Annotated in this window: 12 protein-coding genes; 9 read left to right on the forward strand and 3 right to left on the reverse strand. The window is 61.4% G+C overall.

Annotated elements, in window-relative coordinates; translation table 11 throughout:
- Positions 1-49: 49 nt before the first annotated feature.
- Positions 50-3,844: a multifunctional oxoglutarate decarboxylase/oxoglutarate dehydrogenase thiamine pyrophosphate-binding subunit/dihydrolipoyllysine-residue succinyltransferase subunit gene (locus tag ACZ881_RS01140; RefSeq protein ID WP_429330115.1), complete on the reverse strand. Its 3,795-nt coding sequence runs from the start codon at positions 3,842-3,844 to the stop codon at positions 50-52.
- Positions 3,845-4,331: 487 nt separating this feature from the next.
- Here ACZ881_RS01140 and ACZ881_RS01145 point away from each other — a divergent pair, with 487 nt between their 5' ends.
- The 5 genes from ACZ881_RS01145 to ACZ881_RS01165 all read left to right on the forward strand — a co-directional run bounded on the left by ACZ881_RS01145 (position 4,332) and on the right by ACZ881_RS01165 (position 9,735).
- Positions 4,332-5,684: a hemolysin family protein gene (locus ACZ881_RS01145; protein WP_091468474.1), complete on the forward strand. Its 1,353-nt coding sequence runs from the start codon at positions 4,332-4,334 to the stop codon at positions 5,682-5,684.
- Positions 5,681-6,751 carry a hemolysin family protein gene (locus ACZ881_RS01150; RefSeq protein WP_178996838.1) on the forward strand — a complete coding sequence of 357 codons (1,071 nt, stop codon included), beginning with the start codon at positions 5,681-5,683 and terminating at the stop codon, positions 6,749-6,751. Before ACZ881_RS01145 ends, ACZ881_RS01150 begins: the two co-directional genes overlap by 4 nt.
- 106 nt (positions 6,752-6,857) lie before the next feature.
- A complete protein-coding gene (locus ACZ881_RS01155) occupies positions 6,858-7,874 on the forward strand; it encodes a metal ABC transporter solute-binding protein, Zn/Mn family (RefSeq protein ID WP_476112058.1) in 1,017 nt (338 codons plus the stop codon).
- A gap of 136 nt (positions 7,875-8,010) precedes the next feature.
- A complete protein-coding gene (locus ACZ881_RS01160; protein WP_476112653.1) occupies positions 8,011-8,844 on the forward strand; it encodes a metal ABC transporter ATP-binding protein in 834 nt (277 codons plus the stop codon).
- Positions 8,845-9,735 (forward strand): metal ABC transporter permease, encoded by an 891-nt coding sequence (locus ACZ881_RS01165; RefSeq protein WP_091468467.1) that lies wholly within the window; start codon positions 8,845-8,847, stop codon positions 9,733-9,735.
- Here ACZ881_RS01165 and ACZ881_RS01170 read toward each other — a convergent pair.
- Positions 9,732-10,199 (reverse strand): Fur family transcriptional regulator, encoded by a 468-nt coding sequence (locus ACZ881_RS01170; protein ID WP_476112061.1) that lies wholly within the window; start codon positions 10,197-10,199, stop codon positions 9,732-9,734. The two genes, ACZ881_RS01165 and ACZ881_RS01170, sit on opposite strands and share 4 nt — an antisense overlap.
- Before the next feature lie 94 nt (positions 10,200-10,293).
- Between ACZ881_RS01170 and ACZ881_RS01175 the strand changes: the two genes are divergently transcribed.
- Positions 10,294-10,947 (forward strand): MBL fold metallo-hydrolase, encoded by a 654-nt coding sequence (locus ACZ881_RS01175; RefSeq protein ID WP_476112063.1) that lies wholly within the window; start codon positions 10,294-10,296, stop codon positions 10,945-10,947.
- On the opposite strand, the gene ACZ881_RS01180 is transcribed toward ACZ881_RS01175, so the two are convergent.
- Positions 10,944-12,026: a PLP-dependent cysteine synthase family protein gene (locus ACZ881_RS01180; protein WP_476112065.1), complete on the reverse strand. Its 1,083-nt coding sequence runs from the start codon at positions 12,024-12,026 to the stop codon at positions 10,944-10,946. The two genes, ACZ881_RS01175 and ACZ881_RS01180, sit on opposite strands and share 4 nt — an antisense overlap.
- Before the next feature lie 83 nt (positions 12,027-12,109).
- Between ACZ881_RS01180 and ACZ881_RS01185 the strand changes: the two genes are divergently transcribed.
- The 3 genes from ACZ881_RS01185 to ACZ881_RS01195 are packed head-to-tail and all read left to right on the forward strand — an operon-like array spanning position 12,110 to position 14,579.
- Positions 12,110-13,009 (forward strand): sulfurtransferase, encoded by a 900-nt coding sequence (locus ACZ881_RS01185; protein ID WP_476112067.1) that lies wholly within the window; start codon positions 12,110-12,112, stop codon positions 13,007-13,009.
- Positions 13,006-14,154, forward strand: a complete 1,149-nt coding sequence (locus tag ACZ881_RS01190; RefSeq protein WP_476112069.1) for an NAD(P)-dependent alcohol dehydrogenase — start codon at positions 13,006-13,008, stop codon at positions 14,152-14,154. Before ACZ881_RS01185 ends, ACZ881_RS01190 begins: the two co-directional genes overlap by 4 nt.
- Complete coding sequence (locus ACZ881_RS01195) at positions 14,151-14,579, forward strand: HIT family protein (protein ID WP_091468455.1); 429 nt, start codon at positions 14,151-14,153, stop codon at positions 14,577-14,579. The genes ACZ881_RS01190 and ACZ881_RS01195 overlap by 4 nt, the downstream gene beginning before the upstream one ends.
- Positions 14,580-14,625 lie beyond the last annotated feature (46 nt).

Raw genomic sequence — 14,625 nt, forward strand, 5'->3', positions numbered from 1 at the left:
CTGCCCGGCCTAAGGCGCGCTCATCGCTCCTCAGGCCGGGCAGTTTCGCTTACTTGCGTTCGAACGCCTGCTTGATCAGGGCGTCCTGTTCAGCGGCGTGGCGCTTCATGGAACCGGCAGCAGTGGATGCTGACGCCGGACGTGAAACGAGGCGGAGCTTGCGGTCGAGCTCCGGTGCCAGATTCAGGCCCATGAACGGCCACGGACCCTGGTTGGCGGGCTCGTCCTGTGCCCACACGATGTCAGCGTTCGGGTACTTGGCGAGCTCGGCGTCGATCTCAGCCTTGGGCAGCGGGTACAGCTGCTCTACGCGGATGATCGCCGTGGAGGTATCCCCGGACTTCTGGCGGTTGGACAGGAGGTCATAGTACAAGCGTCCGGAGACCAGGATGACGCGGTCCACATTGGCGGGCTGCACTTCCGGATCGCCGATAACCGTCTTGAATCCGCCGGTGGTGAAGTCCTCGACAGCCGAGGCGGCACCCTTGAGGCGGAGCAGCTGCTTAGGCGTGAAGATGATCAACGGCTTCCGTGGACGGCTGTAAGCCTGGCGGCGCAACAGGTGGAAGTGAGAGGCAGCCGTGGTTGGGTTGGCCACGATCATGTTGTCCTCGGCGCACATCTGCAGGAAGCGTTCGATGCGTGCAGACGAGTGGTCCGGCCCCTGGCCTTCGTAGCCGTGTGGGAGCATGAGCACCAGCGAGGAGCGCTGGCCCCATTTCTGTTCGGCTGAGGAAATGAACTCGTCAATAATGGTTTGCGCACCGTTGACGAAGTCACCGAACTGGGCTTCCCAGAGGACCAAGGCATCGGGGCGCTCAACCGAGTAGCCGTATTCGAAGCCCATTGCAGCGTATTCGGACAACAGGGAGTCGTAGATCCACAACTTGGCCTGGTCGTCGGAAAGGTTGCCCAGTGGCAGCCATTCGTTGCCGTTGGCGCGATCGTGGAACACAGCGTGACGCTGGACGAACGTCCCGCGACGGGAGTCCTGTCCAGCCAGGCGAACGGGTACGCCTTCCATGATCAGCGAGCCAAAGGCTGCGATCTCGCCAAAGCCCCAGTCGATGCCGCCTTCACGGGACATCTGCTCACGCTTCTCCAGGAGCTGCTTGAGCTTGGAGTGAACGGTGAAGCCTTCCGGAATTTCCAGGTGCGCCTTGCCGATGCGGGCAAGGGTCTCTGCGGAAATCGCCGTAGACGCGGGCGAATTCGTGCCGAAGTCCGACTGCTGTGCAATGGGACGCTCGATGTCCGAGACCGCCGCGGAGTCAGCCGTGATGATCGGGATCGGCGACGTCTGCGCAGCGTGCGTTTCGGCGAAGACGCGCTCGAGGCGCTCCTGGTAGTCGCGGAGCAGCTGCTCTGCTTCTTCCTCGGTGATGTCCCCACGGCCGATGAGCGACTCGGTGTACAACTTGCGAACGGAGCGCTTGGCTTCGATCAGGTTGTACATGAGCGGCTGGGTCATCGAGGGGTCGTCGCCTTCGTTGTGGCCGCGACGGCGGTAGCAGACCATGTCGATGACGACGTCCTTGTGGAAACGCTGGCGGAACTCGTAGGCGAGCTGTGCAACGCGCACTACGGCCTCGGGGTCATCGCCGTTCACGTGGAACACAGGGGCCTGGATCATCTTGGCAACGTCCGTGGAGTATGTGGACGAACGCGAAGACGACGGAGCAGTGGTGAAGCCCACCTGGTTGTTGACGATCACGTGGATGGTACCGCCGGTGCGGTAACCGCGCAGCTGCGAGAGGTTGAGGGTTTCAGCCACAACACCCTGGCCTGCGAAGGCTGCATCGCCGTGGACCATGATGGGCAGAACCGGGAAGGATTCGCCCTGGTCAAGGCGATCCTGCTTGGCGCGAACGATGCCTTCCAGCACGGAGTCGACTGCCTCGAGGTGGGACGGGTTGGCGGCGAGGTAAACCTTGGTCTGCTTGCCGTTGTCCGATGTGAAGGTGCCTTCGGTGCCGAGGTGGTACTTGACGTCACCGGATCCCTGGACCGAGCGGGGGTCCTGGGTGCCCTCGAATTCGCGGAAGACCTGCGCGTAGGTCTTGCCTGCAATGTTGGTCAGCACGTTAAGGCGCCCACGGTGGGCCATGCCGATGGCAACTTCGTCCAGGCCGTCGTCGGCTGCGTCTGAAATGACGGCGTCGAGCAGCGGAATAAGCGACTCGCCACCCTCAAGGGAGAAGCGCTTCTGGCCGACGAATTTGGTCTGCAGGAAGGTCTCGAATGCCTCAGCAGCGTTGAGCTTGGAGACGATGCGCAACTGCTCTTCGCGGCTGGGCTTGGAGTACGGGTGCTCCAACTGGTCCTGGAACCACTTGCGCTCGGCGGGCTCCTGGATGTGCATGTACTCGATGCCGGTGGTGCGGCAGTAGGCGTCACGCAGTACGCCAAGGATGTCACGGAATTTGAGCTGCGGCTTGCCGCCGAAACCGCCGGTGGGCCATTCCCGGTCCAGGTCCCAGAGGGTCAGGCCATAGGTCAGGACGTCAAGGTCCGGGTGTTTGCGCTGGACGTACTCCAGGGGATCGGTGTCAGCCATCAGGTGGCCACGCACACGGTAGGAGTGGATCAACTGCTGGATGCGCGCAACCTTGTTGATCTCGTCAGCGGGGTCAACCTGGAGATCCGGGCTCCAACGCACCGGCTCGTACGGAATGCGCAGGGCTTCGAAGATTTCGTCGTAGAAGTTCTGCGCGCCGAGGAGGAGCTGGTGAACAAGCTTGAGGAACTCGCCGCTGCCTGCGCCCTGAATGACGCGGTGGTCATAGGTGGAGGTCAGGGTCAGGATCTTGCTGATGGCGTTCTGGGCGATGATCTTCTCGCTGGCGCCCTGGAACTCAGCCGGGTAGTCAAGGGCACCGACGCCGATGATGGCAGCCTGGCCCTTGGAAAGACGCGGCACGGAGTGGACCGTACCAATTCCACCGGGGTTGGTCAGCGAGACGGTGGTGCCCGCGTGGTCATCAGCGGTCAGTTTGCCGTTGCGGGCGCGCTTGATGAGGTCCTCGTAGGTGTGCCAGAACTCGGCGAAGTCCATGGTCTCTGCCTTCTTGATGTTCGGAACCATCAAGAGGCGGGTGCCATCGGGCTTGGGCATGTCAATAGCGATGCCGAAGTTTACGTGAGCCGGCTGCACCGCGCTCGGCTTGCCATCGATTTCGTCGTAGTAGACGTTCATCGAGGGGAACTGGGAGAGCGCACGGACAACGGCATAACCGATGAGGTGGGTGAAGGAGACCTTGCCACCGCGGGCGCGGGCAAGGTTGGAGTTGATGACCACCCGGTTATCGATGAGCAGCTTGGCAGGAACTGCCCTGACGCTCGTGGCAGTGGGAACTTCAAGGCTGGTCACCATGTTGGTGGCAATAGCCTTGGCCGGGCCGCGGAGGACGGAAACGACGTCTTCCTCAGGTGCCGTGGGAGCCTTGGTGCTCTTGGGCAGCTGTGCCGGGATGGGCTGGGCCGTGGTGCCGGCGGCGGGCTTCTTTGCTCCGTCCCGGGCAACCGTGGCGGGTGCCTTTTTCGCCGGGGCGGGTGCCGCCGGTGCAGCCTCGGGGGCAGCTGCCGGAGCGGCCGGCGCCGGTGCCGGTGCCGCTGCAGACGGAGCTACCACGGGAAGTACTTGGGTTGGGGGATTGGCAGCCGTTGCGGCTGCGGAGGATCCGTTGGAAGAAGTGCCGTCACCGGAAGCAAAGGACTCGAAGAGCGGCCACCACTTGGCGTCGACCGAATTCTTGTCCTGTTGGTACCGCTCGTACAGTTCGTCAACGAGCCACTCGTTTCCGCCAAATTCCTCTGGTAGACGGTGGCTGGGCTGCTCTGGCACTTGAAATACGCCTCTTCCATGAGTGTTGTTTTCCCGCTGGCCACAGATGCTCTCCACAACGATGGGCCAGGGTCCGGGTCCCGCGAACTCAGACCCATGTCAGTCTAGTTAGGATCGTTGGTTAACTGCCAATAGTGGTGACCTAAATCATGTTGCGGCTGACTTAATGAGCATGTCCTTCATTCATGTAAGCGCACGTGACGCCAGCGAGGCGCCCTGGCCGGGTGGACTGTAGACTGAAATTCTTATGGACAGTAAATCTAGGTGCCGGCCTGGGAACTGTCGGGGGAGCCAATCTGGCAACTCCGCACAGCGCGCCCGTCGAGCCGGCAACACCCGTTCACATGCCCATCACGCGCCGGCGCTCACAGCCGGTGGTGCCGCAGACCATGCGTCCGCGGGACCCGACCAGCCTCCGCCGGGGAGAATCCCCGCGCCAGAGGCGTTACCGCCATTGCACGTGCCCACTCTTGGAGTGATGCGCTAAATGGAATGGATTCTTCTCCTTGCCGGCTTTGCCCTGATTCTTGGCACCGGCTTCTTTGTAGCAGTTGAGTTTTCCCTAGTTGCCCTGGACCAGGCAAGCGTTCAGCGGGCGGTGGATAACGGCGACCACGCTGCCGCGCCGCTGCTCAAGTGCCTCAAATCGCTCTCCACGCAGCTCTCCAGTTGCCAACTCGGCATCACATTGACGACTCTCTTGACCGGTTTCGTGATGGAGCCCTCTGTGGGGCAGTTGCTCGTTGGGCCCCTCGGCTTGCTTGGCCTCGCCCCTGAGGTAGCGCATTCGGTCGCGCTGATTGTTGCCATGGCGTTTGCCACGCTGCTGTCGATGCTTCTGGGCGAGCTGGTTCCCAAGAACATGGCCATTGCCCTCGCTTTTCCTTTGGGTAAACGCCTCGCGCGGCCCCAGCTGATGTTTACCGCCGTTTTCAAACCGGCGATCGTGGTGCTCAATGGGTTTTCGAACAAGGTGCTGAACCTGTTCGGCCTCGAAGCAAAGGAAGAGATCTCGGGGGCAAGGACCCCCGCAGAGCTTGCGTCCTTGGTGCGGCGCTCGGCCGAGCTGGGGACGCTGGATGCCGGGACCGCCAACTTCGTTGCCCGCACCCTGAACTTTTCCGGGCGCACGGCGGCGGACGTCATGACCCCCCGCATCCGCATGGAAACCATCGACGCCGATCAGCCGGTCTCAGACGTCCTGGACGCTGCGAGGCGAACCGGATACTCCCGTTTCCCTGTCATTGGCGATTCGACGGACGATATCCGCGGGGTTGTTCACGTCAAGAAGGCAGTTGCTGTCCCTGCGGAGCGTCGGGCCAAGCTTGAGGCGGGCGCGATCATGACTGACGTCCTGCAGGTCCCGGAGACTATCCATCTGGACGCACTCCTGTCTGAGCTGCGCGAAGGCAACCTTCAGCTAGCCGTCGTGCTGGATGAATACGGCGGCACAGCGGGAATCACCACCCTCGAAGACCTTGTGGAAGAGATCGTCGGCGAAGTATCCGACGAGCATGACAAAGTTCGGCCGGGAGTGCTGCAGAGTGCATCCGGTGACTGGTATTTCCCGGGCTTGCTGAGGCCGGACGAAGTGTCCGAGCAGATCCCCAACCTCACTGTTCCTGATGAATCCGCCTACGAGACTGTGGGTGGTTACGTCATGAGCCAGCTGGGCCGCATTGCCAGGACAGGCGATGTGGTGGACACCGTTGGCGGGACGCTGACCGTGACCAGGATGGATGGCCGAAGGATCGACCGGATCTGTTTCCATCACGTGGAGACGGGCGAATCATCATCCGCTGACTCCGGAAGCACGCGTCACGAAGCAGGTGCCGTATGAGCGACTGGGCAGGAATCGTCTGGCTCGTGGTCCTTTTGATCGGCAACGCCTTCTTTGTGGGTGCAGAGTTCGCAGTCATGTCTGCGCGTCGCAGCCAGATCGAGCCGCTTGCCGAAGCGGGATCCAAGCGCGCGCAAACAACGCTGCGCGCCATGGAAAACGTTTCGCTGATGCTCGCCTGTGCGCAGTTAGGTATCACTGTCTGCTCCCTCCTGATTCTTCAGGTTGCCGAGCCCGCAATCCACCACTTGTTGGCGGAGCCCTTGGAACTGGTCGGTGTTCCGGTTGAACTGGCAGACATCATCGCTTTTGCCATCGCGTTGCTGTTCGTCACGTTCCTGCACGTCACCTTTGGTGAGATGGTGCCTAAGAACATTTCGGTCTCCGTTGCGGACAAGGCTGCCCTGCTGCTGGCCCCGCCGCTGATGTTCATAGCCAGGGTGGTCAATCCGATCATTTGGACGCTGAACTGGCTGGCCAACCACATCCTTAGGTTGATGAAAATTGAACCCAAGGACGAAGTCTCCTCTACGTTCACGCTGGAGGAGGTGCAGTCGATCGTCCAGGAGTCCACACGCCACGGCCTTGTGGACGACGAAGCGGGCTTGCTCAGCGGTGCTTTGGAGTTCTCGGAGCACACTGCCTCGCACATCATGGTTCCCCTGGACAAGCTGGTGGTACTGAAGACAGCGTCCACGCCCGTGGACCTCGAGAGGGCGGTCAGCCGCACCGGATTCTCCCGGTTCCCGATGGTTGACGACGACGGCGAACTCGCCGGATACCTGCACGTGAAGGACATCCTGTCCATTCCCGACGAGGGCCGGAGGTACCCCATCGCAGAGGGGCGCATCCGGTCACTGGCAAACCTCTCCCCGGATGACGAGATCGAACAGGCAATGTCCGTCATGCAACGGACGGGTTCACACTTGGCCCGTGTTGTTGGTGCGGGCGGCGAGACTCAGGGTGTCCTGTTCCTGGAGGACGTCATTGAGCAGTTGGTAGGTGAAATCCGTGACGCCACACAGGCGACCGGCATTCGCCGCTACGGTGGTCAGCAAGCGCAATAGCAGGAGAAAACGAGTCTGGCGTCGATGGATCTCCATCGGCGCCAGATCCGTCTAAACTGGAATCATTCCTATTTAGGGGTACACTGGGTGGAGCCCCTAATTGTGTTTGATTCTCATTTTGACTAGATCCGAGGTCTCCGTGCGCCCTTTCGCCGCCCGACTTTCCCTTGCCGCTTCTGCAGGTCTTGCTGCCCTCTTGTTGTCCTCCTGTGCTGGCCCGGCCGGCGGCAATACTCCGTCTTCATCTGATGCCATTGAGGTAGTGACCTCTACCAACGTCTATGGGGATGTGGTCAAGGCAATCGGTGGTGACAAGGTCAACGTGAGTGCGATCATCACCAAGACCAGCCAGGATCCGCACTCCTATGAAGCCACGGCCCAGGACAAGCTGCTGATCTCCAAGGCCAAGCTGGTGGTGGAGAACGGGGGCGGGTACGACGAATTCCTTCACAAAATTGCTGACGAGACCAAGGTTGGCCACGAGAATATGATCAGCGCTGTGGAGGTCTCAGGGCTGGCTCCCGAAGAAGAAGGCCACGGCCCGGAATCCAGTAGTGCCGGGGCCCACAACGAAGATGAGCACGCGCACGATCATGGCGAGTTCAATGAGCACGTCTGGTACAGCCTGGACGCCATGGGCAAGCTCGCCGATGCCGTTGCCGAAAAGTTGGGCAGTCTGGACGCCGGATCTGCCTCCACATTCACTGAGAACGCGGATTCCTTCAAGACCAAAATTTCTGAATTGACCGGCAAGCTCGGTGACATCAAGGCCGGCAACGAGCACGCACCCGTTGCTGTTACCGAACCCGTTCCCCTGTACCTCCTGGAGGCGGCCGGCCTGGAAAATAAGACGCCGGAAGCTTACAGCGCCGCGATCGAAGAGGAAACAGATGTCCCTCCCGCCGTCCTGAAGGAAACCACAGACCTCGTCAGCGCCAAATCTGTGCGTCTCCTCGCCTACAACCAGCAGACGGAGGGGCCACAGACCGAGTCCGTCAAGCGCGCCGCTGAAAATGCCGGGGTGCCGGTTGTGAACTTCACCGAAACACTTCCGGATGGCAAGGACTACCTTCAGTGGATGGCGGATAACGTGGAATCCATTTCGGCAGCACTCAAGAAGTAGCCGTCCCCGCATAACAACGTGCAGTGGAGAGCCCCGTTGGCGTCCTAAGATATTCAGGATGGCTGCGGGGCCTTTTCCTGCCATTAGCACAGCCGCGGATACCCGCGGCACAACTATTGCGCTCCTCCCGGGGCGCATGGATCGAGGACAACTTTTGACACCGGTAGTGAGCCTCCGCGGAGCGAGCCTGCAGTTCGGCAAGAGGACACTGTGGCGGGATCTGGACCTGGACATCCACCCCGGAGAGTTCTTTGCCGTTCTTGGGCCCAATGGCAGCGGAAAAACAAGCTTCCTGAAAGTTCTTCTGGGGCTGCAGGAACTGCATTCCGGAACAGTCTCGCTGGGCGGCCACGCAGTGGAACGCGGCAGTAAACGTATTGGATACATACCGCAGCAAAAGTCCTTTGCAGCGGATACGCCGTTGAGGGCACGCGACCTGGTTGGGCTGGGGATCGATGGGCACCGCTGGGGAATGCGGTTGGCATCCGGCAAGGTCAACCAGCGGATCGACGAGTTGTTGGAGCAAGTGGGCGCGTCAGACTACGCCAAGGTGCCGGTGGGTCAGTTATCGGGTGGCGAGCAACAACGTCTCAGGGTGGCTCAGGCACTGGCCACTGAGCCTCAGGTTCTCCTGTGTGATGAGCCGCTGCTCTCCCTGGACCTGCATCATCAGCAGGGCGTCAGTTCACTGATCAACAAGCAATGCCACGATCGGAACAGTGCCGTGGTCTTCGTCACCCACGAAATCAACCCTGTTATCGACTATGTAGACAGGGTCCTATACCTTGCCGGCGGCCAGTTCCGTGTAGGGACGCCTCAGGAAGTCATGACCACGGAAGTTCTTTCCGAACTGTACGACAGTCATGTGGAGGTCATCCACACCAACGGAAGGATCGTCGTCGTCGGTCTTCCAGACGCAACCACGCACTTCCATGACGATGCCCACGCCACCGCGGGGGAGGAGTTCTAGATGGATCTCGAGAGCATCCTGCAGACCATTTTCAACTTCGAGAATTACGGTGAGTTGCTGGTACTTGTCCAAAATTCCATCTGGGCAGGAGCTGTCCTCGGATTGCTGGGCGGACTGGTTGGCACCTTCGTGATGAAGCGCGACCTTGCTTTCGCTGTTCACGGCATTTCCGAGCTGTCCTTCGCCGGTGCGGCGTTTGCTCTCCTGATTGGCACCGACATCATTTTTGGTTCCTTGATCGGCTCGGTGGCCGCGGCAGTGCTCCTGGGTTTCATGGGAGTCCGGGCCCGGGACAAGAACTCGATCATCGGTGTGATCATGCCGTTCGGGCTGGGCTTGGGGATCCTGTTCCTCGCCCTTTATGAGGGGCGCGCGGCGAACAAGTTCGGCCTGCTGACCGGTCAGATTGTGTCCGTGGATACGGTGCAACTGCAGGTTTTGGCCGGCACCGCAGTGGTGGTGATGGCGGCGCTGGCGGCGATCTGGCGGCCACTGAGCTTTGCCAGCGTTGACCCGGAGATGGCTGAGGCCAGAGGTGTTCCGGTTCGCGGCCTGGCAATCGGCTTCATGGTTCTCCTGGGTGTCAGCGTGGCACTGTCCATCCAGATTGTCGGCGCGCTGTTGGTACTTGCCTTGCTGATTACCCCTGCAGCCGCTGCACTGCGGGTCACCACATCGCCCCGCTTGGTGGTGCTGCTGAGTGTTCTCTTCGCGATGACGGCCACCGTGGGCGGTATTCTCCTGGCCCTGGGTAGCCGTATTCCCATCAGCCCTTACGTCACCACGCTGTCCTTCCTGATCTACGTGGTGTGCCGGGTCATTGGCAGGGTCCGCGCCAACAGAGGCATCAACGGCCGGGTGTCGCGGGACCAGCCGGCAGGTGCCCTCTAGAGCTTGCCGGCTGCCTTCTTGGCCGTGCATTCGGGGCATAGCCCGAAGATTTCCACTGTGTGGGCTACCTCGGTGAAGCCATGTTCAGTTGCCGTGCGGGCAGCCCAGGTTTCGACGGCGGGTGCTTCCACTTCTTCTGCTTTGCCGCAGTTGCGGCACAGCAGGTGGTGGTGGTGCCCGGTGACTGCACAACGACGATAGACGGCTTCGCCGTCTCCGTTTCGGAGGACATCAATGAGTCCGTCGTCCGCCAAGGACTGCAGGATGCGGTACGCAGTAGCCAATGACACGGAGGTGCCCTTGTTCTGCAGCAGCCGGTACAGCTCCTGGGTGCTGACGAAGTCATCCAATTCATCCAGGGCAGCGCTGACGGCCAAGCGCTGCTTGGTGACGCGCTGCTCCTTGACGCCGCTGGTGGCTGGCGCGTCATGGCCGGTCGTGGCGGGACTGGTGCCTTGTGGCATTGAAAGACTCACTTCCCTGGGGATGCTGGCAAACCCCAATTTTACCAGTAGGGGAACCTTGGAAACTGTCAGCGGGCGGCCCTAGGCTGTCTCCATGAAGCTCACCAAGTACACCCATGCCTGTGTTCGGTTGGAGAAGGAAGGAAGGGTCCTGGTGATTGATCCCGGGACTTTCTCCGAGTCAGAGGAAGCGTTGAGCGGAGCCCACGCTGTACTTGTCACGCACGAGCACAATGACCACATTGACCGTCCGGCAGTGACGGCAGCCCTGCGGAGTAACACCATGCTGGAGGTCCACGCGCCAGCCGGGGTGGCAGCTGCGTTGAAGGAAAACGGGGATGTCGCTGCCCGCGTGCATACTGTGGAACCCAACTCCGGCTTTGACGCGGCAGGCTTCAACATCCGGACTTACGGTGGTCAACATGCCGTCATCCACGCCCAGATCCCGGTGGTAGCGAACATCGGCTACTTGGTGGACGACAACGTATTCCACCCCGGGGATTCGTTCGTGGTCCCTGACGGAATCAGCGTCCAAACCCTTCTTGTCCCCATTCATGCGCCGTGGTCCAAGGTGGGCGAGGTAGTGGACTTCGTCATTTCCGTACGAGCTCCAAAGGCATTCCCTGTCCATGACGGGCTGCTCAACGAACTGGGCCGGGGGATTGTCGAGGGACATGTCACCCGGATAGGGGCCCGCTACGGAACCACTTACGCGCGACTGGCGCCCAAGGAGTCGGTGGAGGTCTAGCCGGTCCACACTCCTGTGTTGTGGAAGTTTTCCAAAACTGCTTCATGCGGTGCGGGGTCCAGGCCGTGCGCGGCCAACCATCCGGCATCGTTGTAGCTTCCCGCATAGCGGTCGCCGGCGTCGCACATCAGGGAAACGACGCTGCCCCTGCGGCCCCCAGCCACCATCCCGGCAACCAACTGCCAAACGCCCCAAAGGTTGGTCCCGGTTGAAGGCCCTGCATGCAGGCCGGTGAGTTTCCGGAGGTGCCGCATGGCGGCAACGGACGCGGCGTCGGGCACTTGGATCATATGGTCGATGACCGCCGGCACGAAGCTGGGCTCAGATCGAGGCCTGCCGATGCCCTCAATCCTGGACGGCTGGCCAGTGGCTGCGGCTGCGTTTCCGTCCCGCCACGCCGGGTAGAAAGCCGAGTTTTCGGGATCAACAACGGCCAGGCGGGTGTTGTATCGGTTGTACCGCAGGTAACGGCCGATGGTGGCGCTGGTACCGCCGGTGCCGGCGCCCACAACGATCCATTCCGGAACCGGGTGCTCTTCCAAGGAAAGCTGTTCGAAAATCGACTCGGCGATGTTGTTGTTGCCCCGCCAGTCCGTTGCCCGCTCGGCAAACGTAAATTGGTCCATGTAGTAGCCACCGGACGTCCTGGCCGTCTCTTCGGCCACGGCGTAAACTTCCGAGGCGTGGTCCACCAACAGGCAGGCGCCACCGAAATCCTCGATCAGGGCGATCTTCTCGGGGCTGGTGGTCTTAGTCATGACTGCGATGAAGGGCAAGCCGATGAGCCGGGCGAAGTAGGCCTCTGAAACGGCCGTGCTGCCGCTGGAGGCTTCCACGATGGTGGTGCCCTCGGTGATCCAGCCGTTGACCAGGCCATACAGGAACAGGGACCGCGCCAAACGGTGCTTGAGGCTGCCGGATCTGTGGGTTGACTCGTCCTTCAGGTACAACTGGACTCCCCAGTGGTCCGGGAGTGGAACCGCATAAAGGTGGGTGTCGGCGGAGCGGTTATTCTCGGCCTCGATCTTACGGATGGCCTCGCTGGCCCATGCCCTGTCCTGAATACACGAATTGCTCACCGGATAAGCCTAGGCTGGAATTCGGACACCGGCAGCAACGAAACCTCTGCAGGAAGACCAGCCGCCAGAACGAAGGAGATCCCATGGCCACGTTGATGAGTGCGTCAGAACTGCACCAGCGACTCGAAACCGGGCGGCGGACTGTGCTTCTCGACGTCCGATGGGTCCTGGGCCGCACTGACGGGCACCTTGAATATCTGGGCGCCCATCTTCCGGGCGCCGTTTTCGTGGACCTGCCCACAGAGCTGGCCGACCACGCACAGACCGGGCTGGGCCGCCACCCGTTGCCAACCAAGGACTGCTTTCAGGAGTCGGCTCGAAAGTGGGGGATTAACGACGGCGACACCGTGGTCGCGTACGACGACAGCGGCAGCATGGCCGCGGCACGCGTTTGGTGGATGCTGCGGAACGCTGGATACGTCTCTGTGTACCTGCTCGACGGCGGCCTCGCCGCTTGGCGTTCGGCTGGTTACCCGGTGGAGTCCGGTGAGGTGAGTCCCGCCGTCGGAAATGTCACTTTGGGCGAAGGCCTCATGCCGGCCATCACGGAGCAGGAGGCGGCACAGTGGCATCGCAATGGTGTCTTGCTGGATGCCCGGGCAGGGGAGAGATACAGGGGCGAGGTAGAACCGATAGACCCCAGGGCCGGGCACATTCCGGGTGCGGTGAGCGCGCCGACCACGGGGAACGTCTCAGCCGCCGGCACCTTCCTTCCAAGGGAAGAGCTGCGGAGGCGTTTTGAGGAGTTGGGTCTGGATCAGTCGTCCAACGTTGCTGTTTATTGCGGATCCGGCGTGACAGCTTCCCATGAGATTGCTGCCTTGGAGATCGCCGGATACCGTGCGGCGCTCTATCCGGGTTCATTCTCGCAGTGGTCAAACAATGCTGCGAATGACGTGGTTGTGGGCAGCACGCCTTTTGACGAGGACTCCGCGGCCCCAAGTGGCACAAGCACGGCTGCCGGGAGTAGCGTCGGAGCATGACTCCCGGACGCCCTGTGCCCCCGCCCCTCGCCAAGCCCGTCACCCTGGATAGCAGTGAAAACCGGTCCGGAACGCTGGCTGCAGCGTACGGGGCCACTTCCCCGGACAGTGGTTTGGTGCCGCTGACTGTTGCGCGCCGGACCCCTACAGCGGACGACGTCGAAATCGCGATTGAATTCTGTGGTTTGTGCCACTCGGACGTGCATGCAACGCGCGGTGAATGGCGGGTTCCTCCCTACCCGTTGATTCCAGGCCACGAGATCGTAGGCCGTGTGACACGTGTGGGTGGCGGGGTGCAGGAATTTGCCCCCGGCGATCGTGTTGGTGTGGGTTGCATGGTGGACTCCTGCCGCGAATGCGAGAGCTGCCTTGAAGGACTGGAACAGTACTGCGAGAGGGGCAACGTTGGTACTTATGGAGCTGCGGACCCGCGTCATGGGGACGACATTACGCAAGGGGGATACTCGACGTCGGTAGTGGTGGACAGGCGTTTCGTGCTGCGCATTCCGGAGGCCCTGGATCCGGCAGCGGCCGCTCCCTTGCTGTGTGCCGGAATCACCACGTACTCTCCGCTGCGTTATTTCGATGTGGAGGAAGGCGACTCCGTGGGTGTCGTAGGCTTGGGTGGCCTTGGCCATATGGCAGTGAAGATCGCCAAAGCCATGGGTGCCGACGTCACCGTTTTCACGACGTCGGAATCCAAGTTCGAGGCTGCCCGGGAACTGGGCGCTGACCACGTGGTCCTCTCCAAGGACGCGGACGCCATGGAGGCCGCCAACCGGAGCATCGACGTCATCATCGATACCGTCGCAGCGCCGCATGATCTCAACCCGTACTTCCGGACCCTTCGCCTGGATGGGGCCCTCTTCCAATTGGGCCTCCCCGCGGACGACATGCCGCCGGTCAGCCCGGGACTGCTCATCCGCCGACGACTCGCCTATGCGGGTTCACTGATCGGCGGCATTGAGGAAACGCAGGAAATGTTGGACTTCTGCGCCGAACACGGGGTCGTGAGCGACGTCGAGATAGTGGGAGCCGGACAACTCAATGAAGCTTACGACCGCATGGTGGCCGGGGACGTGAAGTACCGTTTCGTACTGGACACCGCAACACTTCAGGAACCATCCGAAAGGGCAGACGCATGAGCACACTGTTCACCAAGATCATCAATGGGGAGATCCCGGGCCGTTTTGTCTGGAAAGACGAGGACGTGGTCGCCTTCCTGACCATCTCGCCCATTACCCAGGGACACACCTTGGTGGTTCCGCGTGAAGAAGTGGATTCGTGGACGCAAGCCAGCCCTGAACTGCTGGCAAAGGTCATGGACGTGGCCCAGCGCATCGGCAAGGTGCAGGAGGCTTTGTTTGACGCCAAGCGCGTTGGCGTGCTGATGGAAGGTTTCGAGGTAGACCATTTGCATGTCCACGTGTGGCCCGCCTACTCCACGGCAGACTTTGAAATCCACAACGTGGACCATAACCCCGATCCCGCAGTCATGGAGGCCACGGCTGTAAAGCTCCGTGCTGCGCTTCGGGAAGCAGGCCACGGCGACGCAGTCCCTCAGGACTGAGTCCTGCACGACTTAACCCGGCGGTGCTTATTAAGCGCCGCCGGGT

It is taken from the genome of Paenarthrobacter sp. TE3676 (genome assembly GCF_056279165.1).